The sequence below is a fragment of the Streptomyces sp. NPDC001980 genome (assembly GCF_040296885.1).
Classification (GTDB): Bacteria; Actinomycetota; Actinomycetes; order Streptomycetales; family Streptomycetaceae; genus Streptomyces.
In genome coordinates this window covers 1-19254 of sequence record NZ_JBEOYD010000014.1, presented here as the reverse complement: position 1 = coordinate 19254, position 19254 = coordinate 1, and the positions used below count along the sequence as shown (strand labels likewise).

Annotated in this window: 15 protein-coding genes; 6 read left to right on the top strand and 9 right to left on the bottom strand. The window is 73.0% G+C overall.

All coding sequences use genetic code 11. The annotated features are described in order from the left end of the window. Nucleotides 1-83 precede the first annotated feature (83 nt). The 4 genes from ABT137_RS22175 to ABT137_RS22160 all read right to left on the bottom strand — a co-directional run bounded on the left by ABT137_RS22175 (nucleotide 84) and on the right by ABT137_RS22160 (nucleotide 9004). Complete coding sequence (locus tag ABT137_RS22175; protein ID WP_351711413.1) at nucleotides 84-6575, bottom strand: SDR family NAD(P)-dependent oxidoreductase; 6492 nt, start codon at nucleotides 6573-6575, stop codon at nucleotides 84-86. 120 nt (nucleotides 6576-6695) lie between these two features. Next, nucleotides 6696-7553 (bottom strand): alpha/beta fold hydrolase, encoded by an 858-nt coding sequence (locus ABT137_RS22170; RefSeq protein ID WP_351711411.1) that lies wholly within the window; start codon nucleotides 7551-7553, stop codon nucleotides 6696-6698. After that, a complete protein-coding gene (locus tag ABT137_RS22165; protein ID WP_351711409.1) occupies nucleotides 7537-7803 on the bottom strand; it encodes an acyl carrier protein in 267 nt (88 codons plus the stop codon). The genes ABT137_RS22170 and ABT137_RS22165 overlap by 17 nt, the downstream gene beginning before the upstream one ends. A gap of 379 nt (nucleotides 7804-8182) precedes the next feature. Beyond that, on the bottom strand, nucleotides 8183-9004 hold the full coding sequence (locus ABT137_RS22160; RefSeq protein WP_351711407.1) for an AraC family transcriptional regulator: 822 nt from the start codon (nucleotides 9002-9004) through the stop codon (nucleotides 8183-8185). A gap of 211 nt (nucleotides 9005-9215) precedes the next feature. Here ABT137_RS22160 and ABT137_RS22155 point away from each other — a divergent pair, with 211 nt between their 5' ends. Continuing rightward, nucleotides 9216-10016 carry an IclR family transcriptional regulator gene (locus ABT137_RS22155; RefSeq protein ID WP_351711405.1) on the top strand — a complete coding sequence of 267 codons (801 nt, stop codon included), beginning with the start codon at nucleotides 9216-9218 and terminating at the stop codon, nucleotides 10014-10016. On the opposite strand, the gene ABT137_RS22150 is transcribed toward ABT137_RS22155, so the two are convergent. Next, nucleotides 9985-10377 (bottom strand): SCO5389 family protein, encoded by a 393-nt coding sequence (locus ABT137_RS22150; RefSeq protein WP_351711403.1) that lies wholly within the window; start codon nucleotides 10375-10377, stop codon nucleotides 9985-9987. The two genes, ABT137_RS22155 and ABT137_RS22150, sit on opposite strands and share 32 nt — an antisense overlap. Nucleotides 10378-10458: 81 nt before the next feature. Next, nucleotides 10459-11418 carry an ATP-binding protein gene (locus ABT137_RS22145; RefSeq protein ID WP_351711401.1) on the bottom strand — a complete coding sequence of 320 codons (960 nt, stop codon included), beginning with the start codon at nucleotides 11416-11418 and terminating at the stop codon, nucleotides 10459-10461. Nucleotides 11419-11670: 252 nt separating this feature from the next. On the opposite strand from ABT137_RS22145, the gene ABT137_RS22140 reads away from it, so the two are divergent. Both ABT137_RS22140 and ABT137_RS22135 read left to right on the top strand, forming a co-directional pair. Continuing rightward, nucleotides 11671-13146, top strand: a complete 1476-nt coding sequence (locus ABT137_RS22140; protein ID WP_351711399.1) for a purine-cytosine permease family protein — start codon at nucleotides 11671-11673, stop codon at nucleotides 13144-13146. Further along, on the top strand, nucleotides 13143-13688 hold the full coding sequence (locus tag ABT137_RS22135; protein ID WP_351711397.1) for a cysteine hydrolase family protein: 546 nt from the start codon (nucleotides 13143-13145) through the stop codon (nucleotides 13686-13688). The genes ABT137_RS22140 and ABT137_RS22135 overlap by 4 nt, the downstream gene beginning before the upstream one ends. 149 nt (nucleotides 13689-13837) lie before the next feature. On the opposite strand, the gene ABT137_RS22130 is transcribed toward ABT137_RS22135, so the two are convergent. Continuing rightward, the gene (locus ABT137_RS22130) at nucleotides 13838-15253 is read right to left on the bottom strand and encodes a family 2B encapsulin nanocompartment shell protein (protein ID WP_351711395.1); all 1416 of its coding nucleotides are present in this window, start codon (nucleotides 15251-15253) and stop codon (nucleotides 13838-13840) included. Between the two features lie 372 nt (nucleotides 15254-15625). Here ABT137_RS22130 and ABT137_RS22125 point away from each other — a divergent pair, with 372 nt between their 5' ends. From ABT137_RS22125 to pqqB, 3 genes are all read left to right on the top strand, one after another. Next, a complete protein-coding gene (locus ABT137_RS22125; protein WP_351711393.1) occupies nucleotides 15626-16024 on the top strand; it encodes an SseB family protein in 399 nt (132 codons plus the stop codon). A gap of 50 nt (nucleotides 16025-16074) precedes the next feature. Then, nucleotides 16075-17187: a hypothetical protein gene (locus ABT137_RS22120; RefSeq protein ID WP_351711391.1), complete on the top strand. Its 1113-nt coding sequence runs from the start codon at nucleotides 16075-16077 to the stop codon at nucleotides 17185-17187. Between the two features lie 62 nt (nucleotides 17188-17249). After that, complete coding sequence (pqqB, locus tag ABT137_RS22115; RefSeq protein ID WP_351711389.1) at nucleotides 17250-18143, top strand: pyrroloquinoline quinone biosynthesis protein PqqB; 894 nt, start codon at nucleotides 17250-17252, stop codon at nucleotides 18141-18143. 33 nt (nucleotides 18144-18176) lie between these two features. On the opposite strand, the gene ABT137_RS22110 is transcribed toward pqqB, so the two are convergent. Both ABT137_RS22110 and ABT137_RS22105 read right to left on the bottom strand, forming a co-directional pair. Further along, nucleotides 18177-18575 (bottom strand): MarR family winged helix-turn-helix transcriptional regulator, encoded by a 399-nt coding sequence (locus ABT137_RS22110; RefSeq protein WP_351711387.1) that lies wholly within the window; start codon nucleotides 18573-18575, stop codon nucleotides 18177-18179. Between the two features lie 91 nt (nucleotides 18576-18666). Further along, on the bottom strand, nucleotides 18667-19017 hold the full coding sequence (locus tag ABT137_RS22105; RefSeq protein WP_351711385.1) for a VOC family protein: 351 nt from the start codon (nucleotides 19015-19017) through the stop codon (nucleotides 18667-18669). Between the last annotated feature and the right edge of the window lie 237 nt (nucleotides 19018-19254).

The following is a 19254-nucleotide window of genomic DNA, read 5'->3' as shown; positions in this document are numbered from 1 at the left end:
GCTGTTTCCTCCAGGAGGCCGGCCCGGCGGGCGGTGACACAGGTCCGCCCGCCGGGTCCGGCGGTCCACAGGTCGGCGTCGGCTCAGCGGCGGGCGAACGAGGCGGCCAGCTGCGGGGTGGACACCAGCGACACGCCCGTGAGCCGGGTCAGTACCCGTCCGTCGGGCGCGCACGCCGTCACCGTGAGCGTCGCGCCCGTCCCGTTGGCCTGCACCGGCTCGACCACGACCAGGAAAGGCCCGCCGTCGGGCAGCGCCTCGAACAGCTCGGCCCGGGCCACCCCGACCGGCAGCGTCGCCGTGTCGCGGTTGACCCGCATCCACACCAGCGCGGCCTGCAGCAGCAGGTCGGCGGTGCCGGGCGCGTACCGCGCGGACCCGAACGCCCCGCCCGCGGGCCGGTGTTCGGCCAGCGCGCACTCCAGGACCAGCCGCGCCTCGGCCGACTCCAGGACCCGGCGCAGCCCGCGCAGCGACGGACCGTGGAACAGCGTGCCGTCGGCGTAGAAGACCTGCGCGTCGCTGCCGCCGCCCGGCGCGGGCAGCCCGGCGATCCGCGGAGCCTGCGCCGGGCCGGCACCGAGCAGCACCCGTGCCGCGTACCGCGGCCGTACCGTCCCGTCCGTGCCGACCGAGCGGATCGCCACGTCGGCCTCGGTGCCGTCCGGCACCGGGTCGGCCGTCAGCTGGAATTGCCCGGCGTCGGCCTCGCCGTCGAAGACGACGCCCTTGTGCACCGCGAAGTCCCGGACCTCGGCGACCTCGGTGCCGGTCAGCCGCTCGACCGAGCCGATCGCCCAGCCCAGCGCCGCCGTGGCCGGCAGCACCGGGGCGTCGCCGATGACGTGGTCGGCGACCAGCGGCTCGCCGGCCAGCCCCGATAGGTCCCGCTCCAGGACCACCGGGCCCGCCGGCGCGATGCGCTCGGGCACCGACAGCGCAGTGGTCGGACCGAGCACGACGACCGTGTCACCGGCCCGCTCGGGCGCGAACTGCTCGGCGAACAGCCGGGTTCCGGTCTCCTCGGGGATCAGCGCGATGCCGCGCTCCTCGAAGACCGCCTTGATCTGCGGCGAGACCATCCCGCTGTCCCAGGCGCCCCAGTTCAGCGAAGTGACATGCGCCTCGGGGTGGTCGGCACGGAAGGCGCCGGCCCAGGCGTTGAGGACCTCGTTGGCCATCGCGTAGTCCGACTGGCCCCGGTTGCCGAAGAACCCGGCGACCGACGAGAACAGCGCGATGTGGCGCAGTCGTTCGGCGGGCAGTGCGGCCACCACCGAGCGCAGCCCGCCCAGTTTGACGGCGAAGACCCGCTCGATCTCGGCGGCCTTCTTCGCGGCGATCAGCTGGTCCGCGAGGACACCCGCGCCGTGCACCAGACCCGTGATCCGCTCCCGGTACGGCGCCAGGGCGGCGGCGGTCGCGGCCGCGTCGGTGATGTCCACGGCCAGGTACTCGGCCTCGGCGCCGGCCGCGCGGATGTCGGCCAGGGTCTGCCGGACCTCCCGCTCGCCGACCACCGACCGGTAGAGCTGCTCGACCCGCTTCGGGGTGGGCTTCTCACCGGCCGCCTTGAGCTGCTCGACGGCCGCGGCCTTGAGCGCGGACGCGTCGGCCAGTCCGGCGGCCCAGGCCGGTTCGGTGCCGAGCGCGGTACGCCCGAGGAGCAGCAGGCCCGGCCGGTGCGCGGCGGCCAGGGCCACCGCGCAGCGGGCGGTGATGCCGCGGCCGCCGCCGGTGACCACCAGGAGGTCGTCCGCGGAGAGCGGGACGCCGGTCCCGGCGGGGGCCGGGGCCGCCTCGGCGAGCGTCAGCGCGACCCGCCGGACACCGTCGCGGCCCACCTGGACCGGGCTCGTACCGGCGTCGTACACCTCCTCCACGACCAGGTCGGCCGCCGCGTCCGCGCCGAGCCCCGGAGCCAGGTCCACCGCCCGGCAGAACAGCTCCGGCGCCTCCACGGCGAGGGTCTTCACCAGACCGCCGACGCCGCCGGCCGGAGCCGCGTCCTCGGCGACACCGGTGAGCCCGAAGGCGCCGTCGAGGCGGGTGACGGTCACGAAGGCGGCACGGCGGCCGGTCGCGGCGGCCGCGGTGAGCGGGGCGACCAGGTGCCGGGCGGTGAGCAGGGTGTGCGCGAGGCGGCGCACGCCCTCGGCCCACGGCAGCCCGTCCACGGCCGCGAACGTGACGGCCAGGTGCAGCGGATCGGCGCCCAGTTCCTCGACACGGGCGGCGAGTTCGGTCGCCCCCCAGCCGGTCAGCGGCAGGTCGGTGGCCCCGGCCACGCGCTTCGGGACGCCGGGCAGCCGCAGCACGCGTACCAGCCAGCCGCCCCCGCCGAGCCGGGCGGCGACGGCCTGGGCGGCATCACTGCCGTCGTCCACGACCAGCGCCGTCGCCCCCTGCGGGTAGGCGCCGACCAGGCGGTCCGGGAGCGGCAGGTCCAGCAGGGCGGCGTGGCCACGGCCGATCGGGGAGGGAACCGGGGCGGTGGCGGTGGCGGACGGCTGGGGAACCGCTGCCGGGGCGGCGGTGCCCTCCGCGGACAGCCCGGTCACGAAGCCCACGATGTCGCCCAACGTCCGCAGCTCGGCGAGTTGTTCGGGGCCGACGGGGGTGGGGCTGGGGAACTGTTCCTGGAGGACGCCCATGATCTCGACGCGTTTGATGGAGTCGATGCCGAGGTCGGCTTCGACGTCCATGGTGAGGTCGAGCATGTCGGCGGGGTAGCCGGTCTTCTGCGCCACGACACCGAGCAGCGCCGCCGTCACGGCCTCGGTGCTGAACGCGGTGCCGGGCGCGGACGTCTCGGCCGGCGCCGGGGTGCTCGGTCCGCCGAGGCTGAGTACGAAGCCCACGATCTCGCTGAGCGTGCGGAGTTCGGCGAGTTGTTCGGGGCCGACGGGGGTGGGGCTGGGGAACTGTTCCTGGAGGACGCCCATGATCTCGACGCGCTTGATGGAGTCGATCCCCAAGTCCGCCTCCACGTCCATGCCGAGGTCGAGCATCTCCGCCGGGTAACCGGTCTTCTGCGACACGACGTCGAGCAGGGCCGCAGCCACATCGTCGGCGGAGGCCCCGGCTGCGGGCGCGGGGGCAGCGGGAGCGGCGACGGGCGCGGCGGGGGCAGGCACGGGGGACTGTGGCGCGGGCGGGAGCGGTGCGGTGGGCGCCGTCGGGGCCTGGGGGAGCGCCGCCGGGGCGGGGGGCGCCTGCACGGGCTGGGCGGGCTGGGCGGGCGGTGCCGACAGGTGCGGTACGGCGGCGGGCGCGGGGGCCGGCGTGGCCGCGGGCGTCCCGGTCCGGCCGAACTCCATCGACGCCAGGTCCCGCAGGATCTCGTTGGCCCGCAGATGCGTACGCCCGATGGCGAGCCCGTGGTCCTTCACGGAGGCCACACCCGGGATCACGTCGTCCATGCGGCCCTGTTCGTCGGCCCGCTCCAGCAGGCCCATCATGCGCCGGGCGCTGCTGAGCTGCCCGTTGAGGTAGTCGTCGTGCAGCGCCAGGTGGTCGGCGATCAGCTCGGAGAGCCGGTCGTCGCCGGGGGCGGGTGCCGGGGCGGGGTGCGCTTCTTCCACGAGCTCGTTCTCCAGGACGTCTGCGGGGCGGGGGAGCACGGCGGCCGGCGGGGACTCCACGGCGGGAAACACGGCGGCGGACACGGCGACCGGCGCGGGCGCGGTCACGGGTGCGGTCACGCTCACGGGAGCCGTGGCCGCGGCCGTCGGCAGCGCCACCCGGTACCCGTTCTCCAGCGCCTCGCGGTACGCGGCCCGGCGCGCCTCGGGCACGTGGTTGATGCCGTTGAGCGGCACGGTCATGCCCTTGACCGGCTCGACGGCCGGCACGTCGGCGACATAGGCGTCGTCGGTCGCCAACGGCAGCCCCAGAACAGCCAGTTGGGCAACAGCCCGCTTCAGGGTGAGGTCGGCGTCGCCGCCGCTGCCCGGGTCCAGCTGCACGGCGAAGTGCTCGCGTTCCCCGAGGATCCGGTCCACCAGGCGGGTCAGCACGCCCTTCGGCCCGAACTCCACGAACGTACGGAAGCCCGCCGCGTACATCTCCTCGACCCGGTCGGCGAACTCCACCGGCTTGACCAGCTGGTCCACCAGGGTCCGCCGGTTGGCGTCGGGGTCCGGACCGTAGGCCGCGCCGGGCGAGTTGGCGAACACCGGGCGGCCCGGTTCGCCGATCGCCGCGTCCGCGACGGCCTGCCCGAACTCCTCGACGGCATGGGCGACGAACGGCGTGTGGAAGGCCGCCGACACCGGCAGCCGCAACGCCCGGACCCCGGCCGCGCCCGCCGCCTCGACGAACCGCTCCACCGCGTCGGTGGCACCGCCGACCACGATTTGGTCGGCCGCGTTGCGGTTGCAGACGACCAGATCACCGAACTGCGCGAGCAGTTCGGCCACCCGCTCCTCGGAGGCGGTGACGGCGGCCATCGCACCGGCGTCCGCGTCGCCCCGCGGGGCCATCGCCGCACCGCGGGCCCGGGCCAGCGCGAAGTAGGTGTCGTCGTCGATCGCGCCCGCCGCCCACAGCGCGGCCAGTTCGCCGAAGCTGTGCCCGAGGAACCCGTCGGCCGCGAAGCCGAGTTCGCCGAGGTACCGGTACTGCCCGGCCGCCAGGGCGCCGATCGCGGGCTGCGCGTACTCGGTGCGGCGCAGCTCGGTCTCCTGGGCCGCGCGGGTCACCTCGTCGAAGGCGGGCGGCGGGAACGCCACCCGGGACAGCGGGAGTTCGTGGTCGCCGAAGGCCGCGTTGGCCCGGTCGAAGGCCGCCCGCAGCGGCGGCAGCGCGAGGACCGCGGTGCGGCCGGGTTCGACGTACTGGCTGCCCTGACCGGCGAAGAGCGCGCCGACCCTGCCGAGGTCGGCGCCGGAGCGGCGGAAGTAGATGCCCTTGGGGTGCGACCAGGCCTCGGCGTCCGGCTCGGCCCGCAGCCGCTCGGCGGCCAGCGCGCGCAGCTCGGTGAGTTCGGCGTCGGAGCGGGCGACGAGGGCGAGCCGGGGGAGGCCGTGCGGTGCGGGGTCGGTGCGGGGCTCGGTGCCGTCGTCCACTGCCCGCAGCAGGGCAGGCATGTCAGGTGCATGCCACACATATGTCCGGCTCACCGGGAACATCACCCGCAGGTCGTCCCCGTCGCCGTGCTCCTCCAGGACCAGGTGGAAGTTGGTGCCGCCGAAGCCGAACGAGGAGACGGCCGCCCGGCGCCGCGGCCGGCGCGGGTCGCGGATCCAGGGGCGGGTGCGGGTGCCGACGTAGAACGGGCTCTCCGCCCAGTCGATGGCGGGGTTGGGCCGGTCGACGTTGATGGTCGGCGGCAGCAGCCTGTGGTGCAGGGCCAGCGACAGCTTGATCATGCCGGCGGCGCCGGCGGCCGCCTTGGTGTGGCCGATCTGCGACTTCACACTGCCGACGGCCGCGAACTGCCGTTCCTCGGTGTACTCCGAGACCACCGCCGACAGCGCGGACAGCTCGGTCGCCTCGCCGACCGCCGTGCCCGTGCCGTGCGCCTCGAACAGCTCGATGGAGTCCGGGGTGACGTCCGCGTCCTCGTACGCCCGGCGCAGCGCCGCCATCTGCCCCTCCTTGCGCGGGGCGTAGATGGACTTGAAACGGCCGTCGCTGGACGAGCCGATGCCGCGCAGGACCGAGTAGATCCGGTTGCCGTCGCGCTCGGCGTCGGCGAGGCGGCGCAGCGCCAGCATGCCGATGCCCTCGCCGATCAGGGTGCCGTCGGCGTCCGCGTCGAACGGGCGGATCCGCCCGGCCTTGGAGAACGCGGGCGTCTTGGAGAAGCACAGGTACATGAAGATGGTGTTCTCGGCGTCGCAGCCGCCGACCAGCATCATGTCCGAGCGGCGCTCCAGCAGGTCGCCGACCGCCGACTTGACGGCGCCGAGCGAGCTGGCGCAGGCCGCGTCGATCGTCATGTTGGTGCCGCCGAGGTCGAGCCGGTTGGCGATCCGGCCCGCGACCACGTTGCCGAGCATGCCGGGGAAGGAGTTCTCCTCCCAGGGCGCGAAGGCCAGCTTGAACTTCTCCGCGATCTCCTCGGCGTCCCGGTCGGAGAGCCCGCAGGAGCGGACCACCTCCTTGAGCACCGGCGTCTGCAGCCGGGCGGACAGCGGCTGGGTGAGCTGGTTGGCGCCGGTCACCCCGAGGACGACGCCGGTGCGCGAGGCGTCGTACCAGCCCTGGTCGGCGCCCGCGTCCTTGAGCAGGTCACGCGCCACGACCAGGCTCAACAGCTGGAGGACGTCGGTGACTTCGAGGGTGTTGGGCGGCAGCCCGAACTCCAGCGGGTTGAACGGGACGTCGGGGATGAAGCCGCCGCGCCGGGAGTACGTCTTGTCGGGGGCGGCGGGGTCGGAGTCGTAGTGCTCCGACACGTCCCAGTGGGTCGCGGGGACGTCCTCGATGCAGTCGGCGGCGGAGACCACGTTCGCCCAGAACTCGCGCAGGTCACGCGACTTGGGGTACAGGGCGGACAGGCCGACGACGGCGATGGGATCGCGGGCCAGCCGGCGGTCGAGGTCGGACGAGCGGTGCGAAGCGTTCACGGCGAGGCTCTCTTGGTCGGACGGGGCCTGGACGGCCCGGGTCGGTACGGGGGCCCTGGGGGTGACACGCGAATTGGGAAAGCGACATGGGAAGACGAAACGGGAGAGGGAGACGGGGAGTTACGCGGCGTGCAGCAGCGGTGCGAGCACGGCGAGGGCGTCGGGGCGGGACAGCATCGTGTAGTGGTCGCCCGGGCAGGGGCGCACGGTCAGCCCGTGCGCGGCGAGGGACTCCCAGCCGAGGGAGGCGTCCTCGGGGAGCAGCCCGCGCTCCGCCTTGACCAACACCAGCGGGAGCGGGGCCGGTTCGGGCCGGTACGGCGCGGTCAGCCGGTTGTTGCGCAGCAGCCCGTCCACGTACGTGTCGTAGAGCTTGCGCAGTCCCGGCAGCGGGGTGTCCCCGGTCAGCGCCCCGGCGGCCACGGCCGCGTCGAGCACCAGGGGGAGCCCCTCGTCGGTGCCGCGTCCGGCCAGCGCGGCCGGGTCGACGGTGACGTCGCGGTCGCGCTTCGCGCCCAGGTACATCGCGAACCAGCCGAGCAGCAGGGCGGGTTCGAGCGCGTCGTCGGGCTGCTTGTACGCGTCGACGGGCGCGATGCTGTCCAGCAGGACCAGGGACCCGGGGAGCCGGCCGGCGGGCAGGGAGCGGGTCATGGCGTGCGCGAGGACCCCGCCGAAGGACCAGCCCGCCAGCGTGTACGGGCCCCGCTCCGGCTCCAGATGGACGGCCAGGCCGTCGGCCAGGTCCTGCACGGTGGTCGCGGCCCGGCCGCCGTTCAGCGCAGCCTGCGCGTACTCGGCCACGCCCGACAGATCGAGCACGGTCAGCCCGTCGCCCTCCGGGAGGGCGTCCGCCAGCCCCCGGTAGACCTGCGCCGCGAGCGCGCCGGGGTGCACCACGTACACCGTCCGTCCGCCGGGCGCCGCCTGCCGGAACGGGCGGACGACCGGCGGTGTCAGTTCACGCGGCGGCCGCACGCTGGGAACTCTCCTCCGCGATATAGGCCGCCAGGTCCTTGATGGTCGGGTGATACCACAGGGTCGTGGTGCTCAGCTCGAAACCGAGCCAGTTCTCCATCTCACCGGCGAGGATGAGCGCCTCGGTGGAGTCGAGGTCCAGTTCGTCGAAGTACACCTCGCGCGAGACCTCGTCGTCCGCCACGCCCAGGCGGTGCGCGATCTTCCCGATGAGCCAGTCCTCGGCCTCACGAGCGGTCACTGCGGCCATGGTGGTCGTCCTTCCCTGAGAGCGGTGGGGCGCGCGGGCCATGGGCGGACGTCTGCCGTAGACGGCCTGAAAGCCCGCGGAATCATGAGGACGTGTCACGTTTTTCGGAGCGACTTCGTGCGCGTTGAATTACTTGTCAGTAAGCTTTCGTCGCTCCGGTTCACGATCGATGACACGTACAGTCGGCGGGTGTACGGGCCCGCGAGCCCGGCGAAGACTTCGGAGTGGCCGCCCGAAGCACGCAGGCCACAGTCTTGCCAGCTTCCGGAATCCGGAACAACAGCTCTTCCGGAGAGTGGAAAGAAATCCGGGTTGACAGGCGCCTACCCGGTGACGGATCAAGTGACTGGAAGGTGAAATGCCGCTTCGTCGCGGCGCCTTACAGTTGGCCGCGGGCCTTTGCCTCGCGCCGGAACGAACCAGGTGTCATATCCACCCGCCGGGTGAAGAACTTCCCGAAGTTGGTGACTTCCGAGAAGCCGAGCTGCCGGGCGATCGCGCTGATCGGCAGATCGGTGTGGACCAGGAGCCGACGCGCCTCCAGCGCGACCCGGGCGTCGATCAGGTCCTTGGTGGAGGTGCCGGCGAAGGCGCGGCAGGCCCGGGCGAGGGCGCGGGGACTGCAGTTCAGGGCGTCCGCGTAGTCCTCGACCAGCCGGGTGGCGCCGTAGGAGCGGTCCAGTTCACGGCGGAACCGCACGAACAGCTCGCCGGCCTCCCCGCTCGGGGCGCCGTCCTCGCCGTCGGAGTGACGGTGGCGGCAGACCTGGTCGACATGGAGCAGGACGACCGCCAGCAGATGCTTCAGCAATTCCTCGCCGAAACCCCGGTCGGGCCGTTCGAACTCCTCCTGAAGCAGGCTCAGAACCCGCTGGAACGCCGGGAGTTCCTGCTCGGTGAGCACCCAGCGGGAGGGGCGCAGCACATCGTCGAGCAGCCCCATCCGAGGGTCCATCTGGAGCGGGAACGCCTCGGTGAACATGATGATGTCGCCGTCCGCCCCGGCCGCCGGGAACGCCTGGACCACCTGGTTGGGCCGGGTCCAGAGCAGGGTGCCCGGGCCGCAGGGGAAGCGGGTGGAGTCGACACCGTAGGTACCGGACTCCGCCGTGAACAGGACGACCTGGTGGAAGTCCAGCCGGTGCGGCCGGACGGGCAGCTCAGCAGGGGCCTTGGCGTACAGCTCGCGCACGGTCGTCATCGCGATACCGAGGCCCGGGCGACCGACAGGGGTGTACGGGATGACGGGGATCGGTAACGATGCGAAATCAACCATGAACGTTCCGGAATCGACCTTTCGCTGGCCACTTGACGCTTCAATGATAGAGGCGGCCGCCCGATGCCAGATCCCCACTGGTGCACGCAGGAGTCAGCAAGCACCCACGACGTGAAGGTGAAGGGAACTGATCGGGATGACCACTCCCCACTCGGCCGCACCGGAGCGCTCGGTCGTCGACCGGACGCTCAGCATCCTCGGCGCCTTCGACAAGGACAACCGGACCCTGTCGCTCAGCGACATCAGCCGCAGGGCCGGGCTGCCCGTCGCCACCGTTCACCGCATCGTCAACAAGCTCCACCTGTGGGGCGCTCTCGAACGGTCCGCCGACGGCGCGTACAGCATCGGACTGCGCCTGTGGGAGACGGGCGCCCTGGCGCCGCGCGCCGCGACCCTGGCCGAGCGGGCACTGCCGCACCTGGTCACCCTGCAGTCGCAGTCCTCGGCCGCCGCCATCCTCGCGATCCGGGACGGGGCCGAGGGTGTCTGCCTCGGCTTCGTCTCCGGCGACGCGGAGTTCTGCGGCCGCTGGGGCGACACCGGCCGGCGCGTGCCGCTGCACGCCACCGCGGTCGGCCTCGTCCTTCTCGCCCACGCGAGCGAACCCGTGCAGAAGGAGGTGTGCGCCGGTCCGCTGAAGGCCTACACGGCGAACACCGTCACCGACGGCGCCCTGCTGGAACGCTCGCTGACGAAGGTGCGCCGCGAGGGACACGCCGTCGTGCGCGGCACGCTCTCCGAGGATCGGGGCGGCTTCGGCATGCCGGTGCGCGACTCCCGCGGGGCCGTGATCGCCGCCGTGGGCGTGTTCGGCCCGGTCGAGACCGTCCAACCGCTCAGACTCGCCCCGCAGGTCCGGGCCGCGGCCGACGCGGTCTCCCGGAGCCTGCGGGCCGACCAGGAACTCAGCAGTCGCGGAACTCCGGCGACTGGTTGAGGATCTGCGCGCGCGTCGAGGTGAAGCGGGCGTGCGTCTCGCCGCCCCGCGCCCCCGGCGGGAACACCGCGACCCGGTGGCAGTTCTGGAAGGCGAGGGCGACCCCGAAGTGCCGTTCCAGGCTGCCCCGGATCGCGTCGGAGGACAGCGCCCGCAGCAGCTGCCCGCGCTCCTTCTCCGAGGGCGGCGGAGTCTGGTTGTCGGCGAACTCGGCGTTGCCGCCGCGCAGTTCGGCGGTCAGCCGGGCGATGAGGTCATACGCGTACGGAAGTGAGGTACGGACGGTTTCCATGAAGTCCTCCTCCCGCACCGCGCCGTTCTCGGCTTCGGCGAGCAGCTGCGGGGAGACGTCGAGCGACATGTGACGGTGTCCTGTTCTTTTCAGAGCGGTTACGGAAAAGGGGTGTTTAAAGGGGCAGGCAAAAAGGCGGGAACCGAGCACTCAGGCGAAGGCGGGCAGCGCCGCCGGCCCGTGCCGGAAGTCCGGATCGACCTGGGCGGCCAGGTCCTGGCCCGTCGCCGCATCGGCCCAGGCGGCGGCGTTGCGCAGATGGAACTCCACCGCATGCCGCTGGAAGGACTCCCAGTCCTTGCCCCGGGCGTCCACCGCGGCCCGCAGCCGGTCCAGGGCCAGGGAGTTGTGCGGTTCCAGCGCACCGCTGCCCCGCCCCTGTTCCTGGGCGCGGACGTACGGCGACAGCTCGCAGTGGGCCAGCAGGTCGCCGCCCACCCGCTCGCGCAGGAAGGCGAGGTCGTCCGCGCCGGTCACCTTGTTGCCCACCACGGCGACCGGGATTCCGAACTCGGCCGCGTGGTCCCGGTACTGGCGGTACACGGAGAGGCTCTTGCGGGTCGGCTCGACCACCAGGAAGGTCATGTCGAAACGGGTGAACAGACCGGAGGCGAAGGCGTCGGCGCCCGCCGTCATGTCGACGACCAGGTACTCGCCGGGGCCGTCGACCAGATGGTTGAGGTACAGCTCCACCGCGCCGAGCTTGGAGTGGTAGCAGGCCACCCCGAGGTCGCTCTCGGCGAAGGCCCCGGTGACCATCAGCGGTACCCCGCCGACCTCCTGGACGTGCCGGGAGTGCACCTCGTCGTCGCCGAGCAGCCGCAGCAGCCGTGAGCCGCGCCCCGGCGGGGTCGTCTTGACCATGGCCTCCCGGGACGTGATGCGGGGGTTGGTGCCACGCAGGTAGTCCTTGATCTCACCGGTCCGCGCGCTCAGCGGCGGCGCCGCGAAGAGTTCGTCCTCGTCGAGGCCGAGGGCGTGGGCCAGGTGCTGGTTGATGTCACCGTCGATCGCGACGACCGGTGCGCCGGTCCGTGCCAGGTGACGGGTGAAGAGGGCCGACAGCGTCGTCTTGCCGCTGCCGCCCTTGCCGACGAAAGCCACACGCATCGCTAGCCGCCATCCCTGCTGTTGAAAATGGATTTCATGAGCAAAGGTTGGAGGCGTGCGGTCGGCGGTGTCAAATCGGGTTGGTCCAATCGGGTTGCGGGCCCGTGGAGTTGACAGAGCCGCAGGTCCGGCGGATGGGGGGCCGCATCGGTCCGGGCCCGCCGTCCGGAGCGCGTCTGATCATTCGTCCTTGACCCCTGTCACCGAGCCGACCTAGCCTCCAGCCAACACACCTGGACAGATGGGCCGACGATGGCGGACGCGCGGGAACCCGGCAGACAACTCCAGGTCGAGACCCACGGGCTCGACGTGATCGGCGACGCCGACCGCAAGGGCACCCCGCGCACCCTGTTCTGGCCCTGGTTCGGCGCGAACGTCTCCGTCCTCGGGATGAGCTACGGCGCCTTCGCGCTCGGCTTCGGCATCTCCTTCTGGCAGGCGCTGGCCGCCGGCGTCCTCGGCATCCTTGCGTCCTTCCTGCTCTGCGGCTTCGTCGCGGTCGCCGGGAAACGGGGCTCGGCACCCACCATGGTGCTCAGCCGGGCCGCGTACGGCGTCCGCGGCAACCGACTGCCCTCGGTCGTCTCCTGGGTGCTCACCGTCGGCTGGGAGACCGTCCTGATCGCCCTCGCCACCATGGCCACCGCGACCGTCTTCACCCGGCTCGGCTGGGGCGGCGGCACCGGGACCGAGGTGGTCGCGCTGATCGTGGTCTGCGCGCTGACCGTCCTGGGCGGTGTGATGGGCTTCGACCTGATCATGCGGCTGCAGACCGTGATCACGGTGGTGACCGGCGTCCTCACCGTCGTCTACGTCGTCCTCGTCGCCGACCACATCCACTGGGCGACGGTGAGCGCGATCCCGTCCGGCTCCGCCCAGGAGTTCATCGGCGCGCTGGTGTTCATGATGACCGGCTTCGGCCTCGGCTGGGTCAACGCGGCCGCCGACTACTCCCGGTACCTCCCGCGCGCCTCCTCCGGCCGGGGCGTGATCGGCTGGACCACCTTCGGCGGCTCCGTCGCCCCGCTCCTCCTGCTGGTCTTCGGCCTGCTGCTCGCGGGCTCCTCGGCGACCCTGAACAAGGCGATCGCCGCCGACCCCATCGGCGCGCTGACGACCATCCTCCCCACCTGGTTCCTGGTCCCCTTCGCCGTCGTCGCCGTCCTCGGCCTGGTCGGCGGCGCGGTCCTGGACATCTACTCCTCGGGGCTGGCCCTTCTCTCCGCGGGCCTGCCCGTGCCCCGCTACCTCGCCGCCCTGGTCGACGGCGTCCTGATGATCGCCGGCGCGGTCTACATCGTCTTCTTCGCCGACGACTTCCTCGGCCAGTTCATGGGCTTCCTCACCACCCTCGGCGTGCCGATCGCCGCCTGGTGCGGGATCATGCTCGCCGACCTGGCACTGCGCCGCCGCGACTACGACGAGACCGACCTCTACCGCCCCGCCGGCCGCTACGGCGACGTCGCCCTCCTGCCCCTGCTCCTCACGCTCGCCGCCACCGCCCTCGGCTGGGGTCTGGTCACCAACACCGCCGCGAGCTGGCTGACCTGGCAGGGCTACCTGCTGGAGCCGCTCGGCCTCGGCGGCAGGTCCGGCGCCTGGGCGTACGCCAACCTCGGCGTCCTGGCCGCCCTGGCGCTCGGCTTCCTGGGCACCCTGGCCCTGGGCCGCGCCCGGGTCCGGACCCAGGAGAGCCTGCCCGCGAGCACCCCGGCCACGGCCGTATGACCACCCCTCCCGGTCTCCTGGCCGTCATCGACATGCAGCACGTCTTCGCCGACCCCGCCGGCCCCTGGGCCGCCCCGCGCTACGCCGAGGCGGCGGCGGGCGTACGACGCCTGCTCCCGGCGTTCGGCGACCGCACGGTCTTCACCCGTTTCGTCGCCCCCGCCCACCCCACCGGAGCCTGGCAGGCCTACTACGACCGGTGGCCCTTCGCGCGCCGGCCCCCGGACGCCGAACTCTGGCGCCTCACGGACGAGTTCGAGCAGCGGGCCGAAGTCGTCCTGGACGCCCCGACGTTCGGCAAGTGGACCCCCGAACTCGCCGCCCTGGCCGCCCCGCACGGCCGCCTGGTCCTGGCCGGCGTCAGCACCGACTGCTGCGTCCTGTCCACCGCCCTGCCGGCGGCCGACGCCGGCATCGAGGTCCTGGTCGTCGCGGACGCCTGCGCGGGCGCGGACGACGACTCCCACGCGAAGGCGCTGCACCTGCTGGACCTCTACCGCCCGCTGATCCGGGTGACGACCACCGCCGAACTGCTGGCCTGAGCAGGCCGGGTGAAGTCCGCTGCGGTTCGGCAGCACCCCGTAAGGGGCGCGGGGCCGTATCCGATGTGCGGCTACCGCCGCGCGGGCGCGACCAGCCACGACGGTGCCGCAGACGACCGACGACGCACCCCCGCCCCCCGGCGGAGCGCCTAGTCCCGGCGGGACACCTCCACGTTCTCCAGGATGCCGAGGGCGTCCGGGACCAGGACGGCGGCCGAGTAGTAGGCGGTGGCCAGGTAGGAGGCGACCGCCTGTTCGTTGATGCCCATGAAACGGACGGTCAGGCCCGGCTCCTTCTCGTCCGGCAGGCCTGTCTGGAGGAGGCCGATCACGCCCTGGTTCTGCTCGCCGGCCCGCAGCGCGATGATGGACGAGGTGCGGGCCCCGGTCACCGGGATCTTGCCGCAGGGGAGCAGCGGGACGCCCCGCCACGCGGGGAGGTGGTGGCCGCCGACCTCGACGCCGCCGAAGTACAGACCGCGCTTGTTGCACTCCCGGCCGAACGCGGCGATCGCCCGGGGGTGGGCGAACAGGTGCGTGGTGTCGCGCCGCATGGCGAGGAGCTCGTCGAGGTCGTCGGGGGTGGGCGGGCCCGAATGGGTGGAGATCCGCTGGCCGTGGTCGGCGTTGTGCAGCAGGCCGAAGTCCCGGTTGTTGACCAGCTCGTGCTCCTGGCGCTCCCGCAACACCTGCACGGTGAGCTTCAGTTGCTGCTCGGTCTGGTCCATCGGCCGGCTGTAGAGGTCGGCCACCCGGGTGTGGACGCGCAACACGGTCTGGGCGACGCTCAGTTCGTACTCGCGCGGCGCCGGCTCGTAGTCCACGAAGGTGTGCGGGATGTCCGGCTCGCCGGCATGGCCCGCGCTGAGCGCGATCTCCGGCTCGCCGAAGGAGTTCGTCTCCCGGTGCCCGTCCAGTCCGGCCAGTTCCACGTGCGCCCGCAGGTCGGCGTGCCGGTCCGCCACCTCCCGGTACGCCGTGTGCGGCAAGGCCAGCACGGTGGTGGCCGTCGCCGCGCGGGCCGTGCACTCCCAGGCGCCGTCGAGTCCGGCGAGCACCCGGCCGCCGAAGGTGTCACCGTCCGCGAGGAGGCCGACGACCGCCTCGTCGCCGTAGGGGCCCTGCCCGATCTGCTCCACCTTGCCGTGGGCGATCAGGTACACATGGTCGGCCGGGCGGCCCGCCGCCGCGATCACCTGCCCCGGCGCGTACTCCCGCTGTTCGAACCGCGCCGCCAGCGCCCGCAGCGCGGTGCCGTCCTCGAAGCCGCGCAGCAACGGCAGTTCGCCCAGCTCGGCGGGGATCACCGTGACCTGCGCGCCGGTCTGCACGAAGCTCACCCGGCCGTCGCCGACCCGGTACGACAGTCTGCGGTTGACGCGGTAGGTGCCGCCGGGCACGTCCACCCACGGCAGCGTCCGCGTCAGCCACCGTGAGCTGATCTCCTGCATCTGGGGTGCGGACTTGGTCGTCGTGGTGAGATTCCGTGCCGCGGCGGTACCGAGGCTCTGCTGCTCCCGCTCCTCGGCGTCCGCCGCGGGCGTCGTACCGGTCTCGACCGACATCACTGTCCCTCTCTCGCGTCGCAGGGGTGACGGTATGCACACGAACCGTCACCTTCCGCGGCTACCCCTACCCCCGCTCCCGCGCCGCGAGTGATGCCGGGGGACGGAGCGCGAGGCACGTGCCACCGGGAACTGCCCCCACACCACCCCGCACTCCGCCCCGGGCACCCCCGGTCGCCGGTTTCCGGCCGGGAGCCACGCGGTTTCCGGCCGGGAGTCGCGCGGCTCGCGGCCGTGACACCGCGGAGCGCGGCGAAAGCCCAGGTGGCCCCGGGCGCATGCCCCGGCCCGGACCGGGTACGCGTGCCGTGGCCGCCCGGCGCCCTGGCCGGACCCGCGGCCCGTACCACGACCGCTACCTGGGGATCTGCCATGGAGACACCCGCACACGACTTCCCGACGCCGGCCCAGCGGGCGCTCGACACGCTGGCCGTGAACGCCGAGGACCACGACGCCCTGGACACCCTCGCGCACAGTGACGTGCTGGTCCCGGTGCCGGACGACGCCGCGGAGGCGGCCGACCCCGCGATGATCGCCCTGCCCGTCCTGGAACGCCCCGACGGCGACCCCGTCGTCCCCGTGTTCACCTCGGAGGGGGAGCTGACCGGCCTGCTGCCGACCGTCTCCCGCTACCGCGTGGTGCCGCTCGGCGCACTCGCCTCGCAGTGGCCCGAGGACAACCTCTCGCTCGCCATAGACGGCAGCTCCGCGCACGCTCTGACGCTCACGTCGGAGGGCGTGCGCACCCTGCTGGCCCGGCCGGCGGGCTGAACGAGGCGCTCCGGTCACCAGGAGGCCGGCGCCCGGGCCAGAATGGCGCCATGGAATGGATCTCCGGGGTGGCCGGGGGACTGGTGCTGATCCTGGTCCTGCGCAGCATCCTGCGCACGCTCGTGGTCCCGCGAGGCCTGTACTCCGTACTGGTGTACCGGCTGTGGTGGGGCCTGCGCCGCGTGCTCTGCTTCACCGCGCACCGCGGCGGCTACCGGGCCATCGACCGGGCCCAGACCTGGCTCGCCCCGCTCATGCTGGTCGGCATGCTCGCCGCCTGGCTCGGCGGGGCGTTCCTCGGCTTCGGCATGCTGCTGTACGCCTTCTCCCCGCTGTCCTGGAGCATCGCGTTCCGGGAAGCGGGCTCCAGCCTGTTCACGCTCGGGTTCGCCAGCGGCGCCCGGCTGCGGCTGTCCGCGCTGGACTTCGTCGCCGCCGCCACCGGCCCGGTCGTCATCGCGCTGCAGATCGCCTACCTGCCCACGCTGTACGCCGCCTACAACCGCCGCGAACTGGAGGTCACCCTCCTCCAGTCCCGGGCCGGCGAGCCCGCCTGGGGTCCGGAGATCCTCGCCCGGCAGTGGCTGGTCGACACCGAGACCGCGCTGCCCGAGCTGTACCGGTCATGGGAGCGGCTCGCCGCCGACATGGGGGAGAGCCACGCCACCTACCCGGTGCTGCTGGCGTTCCGCTCGCCCCGCCCGTACCGCAGCTGGCTGGTCGGCCTGATCGCCGTCATGGACGCCGCGGCCATGCAGCTGGCGCTCGCCCCGCGCAGCGCCCCGCCGGAGGCCCGGCTGGTGCTGCGCGCCGGGTTCACCGCGCTGCGTGACATCGCCGCGTCCGTGCGGGCGACCTTCGACACCGATCCGGACCCGGACGCCCCCATCGAGCTGACCTACGCGGAGTTCGCGGAGGCCGTGACCATGCTGGAGAAGACCGATTTCCGGGCCGAACGCAGTACCGAGGAGGCCTGGCCGCACTTCCACGGCTGGCGGGTCAACTACGAGGCGGTCGCCTACGAGCTGTGCCGCCGCTGCGACGCCGTACCCGCGCTGTGGACCGGCGACCGCGACTTCTCGTCGGAACCGATCCCACCGCTGCGCCCGGTGGACCGGCGGCCGCCCGAAGGACGGCCGGAAGTTCCCCCCGTCCGCGGGTAGCGCGGCCCATCCTGAGGGAAGATCCCAGCAGGGGCCGGGGAGACCGAGAGGGGCGGATCGTCGTGAGGGTCGTCCTGCTGGGCACCGCCGCCGGCGGCGGGTTCCCGCAGTGGAACTGCGCCTGCGCGCTATGCGCCGCCGCCCGGGACGGCAAGCTGCCCTCCCGCACCCAGGAGTGCGTCGCGCTGACCGGCAACGGCCGGGACTGGTGGCTGCTCAACGCCTCCCCGGACATCCGCGCCCAGCTCACCGCCACGGCCGCGCTGTGGCCGGGACCGGGCCCCCGGGACACCCCGGTCCGCGGCGTGCTGCTCACCGACGCCGAGGCCGACCACGTCACCGGCCTGACCGTGCTGCGCGGGGCACCGGACCTCAAGGTGTACGCGGCCCCGCCGGTGCGGACGGTGCTGGCTCCGGCCCGGGGCGCCCTGGACCGCTACGCCCCCTGGGAGTGGGCCGACAGCCTGGCCGACGGCGGCTTCGTGCTGGCCGGCGGCCTGGTCGTCACCGCCCACCCGGTCGGCGCCAAGGCCCCTGCGTACGTCCCGGCCGCGCTCGCCGAGGCCGACGGCCGCTGGGTCACGGCGTACCGCGTGGAGGACCTGTCGACCGGGGGAGTGCTGCTCTACGCCCCCTGCGTCGGCGCCTGGAGCGACGTCCTGGACGACCTGTGCGCGGAGGCCGACTGCGTGCTGCTGGACGGCACCTTCTTCACCGGCCGTGAGATGGGCACCACGGTCCGCTCCGGTCCCCGCCGGCAGGCGGCGATGGGCCATCTCCCGGTCTCCGGCGCACACGGCAGCCTCGCCGCCCTGGCCCGCCACCCGCACACCCGCCGGATCTACACCCACCTCAACAACACCAACCCGTTGGTGGACCCGGCCTCCAGGGCCCGCGCCCAGGTGGCCGCGGAGGGCGTCGAGGTCCTCCCCGACGGGATCGAGTTCGCGCTCTAGGCGGGTCCGGCGAAGTCCGCTCCAGCGGAGCGCTCAGCCGTCCGCCCCTTCGAGCATCCGCCCCAGCACCGCCCGCTGCAGCGGCCGTACCTCGGCGTGCAGGGCGCGGCCCTTCGCGGTGAGCGCGACCCACACGCCACGCCGGTCCTCGACGCAGACCGAACGCTCCACCAGGCCGTCCTTCTCCAGCCGTCCGATCAGCCGGGAGAGCGCGCTCTGGCTCAGGTGGACGCGGCCCACCAGGTTCTGCACCCGGCAGTGGTCACCTTCGGCCGGGGTCTCGGTGGCGAGCAGGTCGAGGACCTCGAAGTCGCTCGCGCCCAGCCCGTGCGGATGCAGCACCCGGTCGATCTCGCACATGGTGCGCGCGTGCACCGACAGGATGTCCCGCCACTGTTCCTCGAGCCGGGCCTCCGCCGTCTTCACTGCCATACCCGCACCGTAACACCGATCAAGCCAATTGTTGAGTGCGCAACTAGTGCGGGTGCAAGCAGCCGTCCGGGGAGTTCGAGGAGTACGGGCCTCAGGCCACCGGGTCCTGGAGCAGCCCGACCATGTTGCCGTCGGCGTCCTTCACCGAGGCGACCAGCCGCCCGTTGCCGACGTCCCGTGCGTCCTGGACCAGCTCGGCGCCCGCCGCCAGCAGCGCCGCGAGCCGCTCCCGCAGATCGGTGACGTGCCAGAACGGCGTCGGCCCGGTCAGGCCCTGGGCATGCCCGTTCGGGTCGAGGCCGACGTCCTGCCCGGCGGCCTTGAACCCGATGTAGTACGGCTCGTCGGCATACGGCTCGACGCCCAGCAGCGCGCCGAACAGGGCCTTGGCCCGCGCCGCGTCCTTGACGGGGTAGATGATCGTCTGCACGCCTGTGGTCATGGCGTTCTCACTCCTCGCGGTAAGGGAACCGGCGCTTTTCGGCCGGTGATCCCACGCTAGGACAGGGGCGCCCACCGCAGCTTCTCCAATCCTGACCGCTTGCGGAAGCGCCCCCGAAGGGGCGCTGGGGGTACCCCCGGCCTGGCCGTCCGTTTCCTGAAGGTCGGCGGACAGCGGCTGGGACGTGCTGGCGTCGCTCATCGGAAGAATTCACCCCGTCAACATGATCTTTCTACA

Coding starts and splice junctions, on each gene's coding strand:
- ABT137_RS22165 (WP_351711409.1), bottom strand. CDS start 7,803: ATGGCCGCAGTGACCGCTCGTGAGGCCGAGGACTGGCTCATCGGGAAG.
- ABT137_RS22160 (WP_351711407.1), bottom strand. CDS start 9,004: ATGACGACCGTGCGCGAGCTGTACGCCAAGGCCCCTGCTGAGCTGCCC.
- ABT137_RS22155 (WP_351711405.1), top strand. CDS start 9,216: ATGACCACTCCCCACTCGGCCGCACCGGAGCGCTCGGTCGTCGACCGG.
- ABT137_RS22150 (WP_351711403.1), bottom strand. CDS start 10,377: ATGTCGCTCGACGTCTCCCCGCAGCTGCTCGCCGAAGCCGAGAACGGC.
- ABT137_RS22145 (WP_351711401.1), bottom strand. CDS start 11,418: ATGCGTGTGGCTTTCGTCGGCAAGGGCGGCAGCGGCAAGACGACGCTG.
- ABT137_RS22140 (WP_351711399.1), top strand. CDS start 11,671: ATGGCGGACGCGCGGGAACCCGGCAGACAACTCCAGGTCGAGACCCAC.
- ABT137_RS22135 (WP_351711397.1), top strand. CDS start 13,143: ATGACCACCCCTCCCGGTCTCCTGGCCGTCATCGACATGCAGCACGTC.
- ABT137_RS22130 (WP_351711395.1), bottom strand. CDS start 15,253: ATGTCGGTCGAGACCGGTACGACGCCCGCGGCGGACGCCGAGGAGCGG.
- ABT137_RS22125 (WP_351711393.1), top strand. CDS start 15,626: ATGGAGACACCCGCACACGACTTCCCGACGCCGGCCCAGCGGGCGCTC.
- ABT137_RS22120 (WP_351711391.1), top strand. CDS start 16,075: ATGGAATGGATCTCCGGGGTGGCCGGGGGACTGGTGCTGATCCTGGTC.
- ABT137_RS22110 (WP_351711387.1), bottom strand. CDS start 18,575: ATGGCAGTGAAGACGGCGGAGGCCCGGCTCGAGGAACAGTGGCGGGAC.
- ABT137_RS22105 (WP_351711385.1), bottom strand. CDS start 19,017: ATGACCACAGGCGTGCAGACGATCATCTACCCCGTCAAGGACGCGGCG.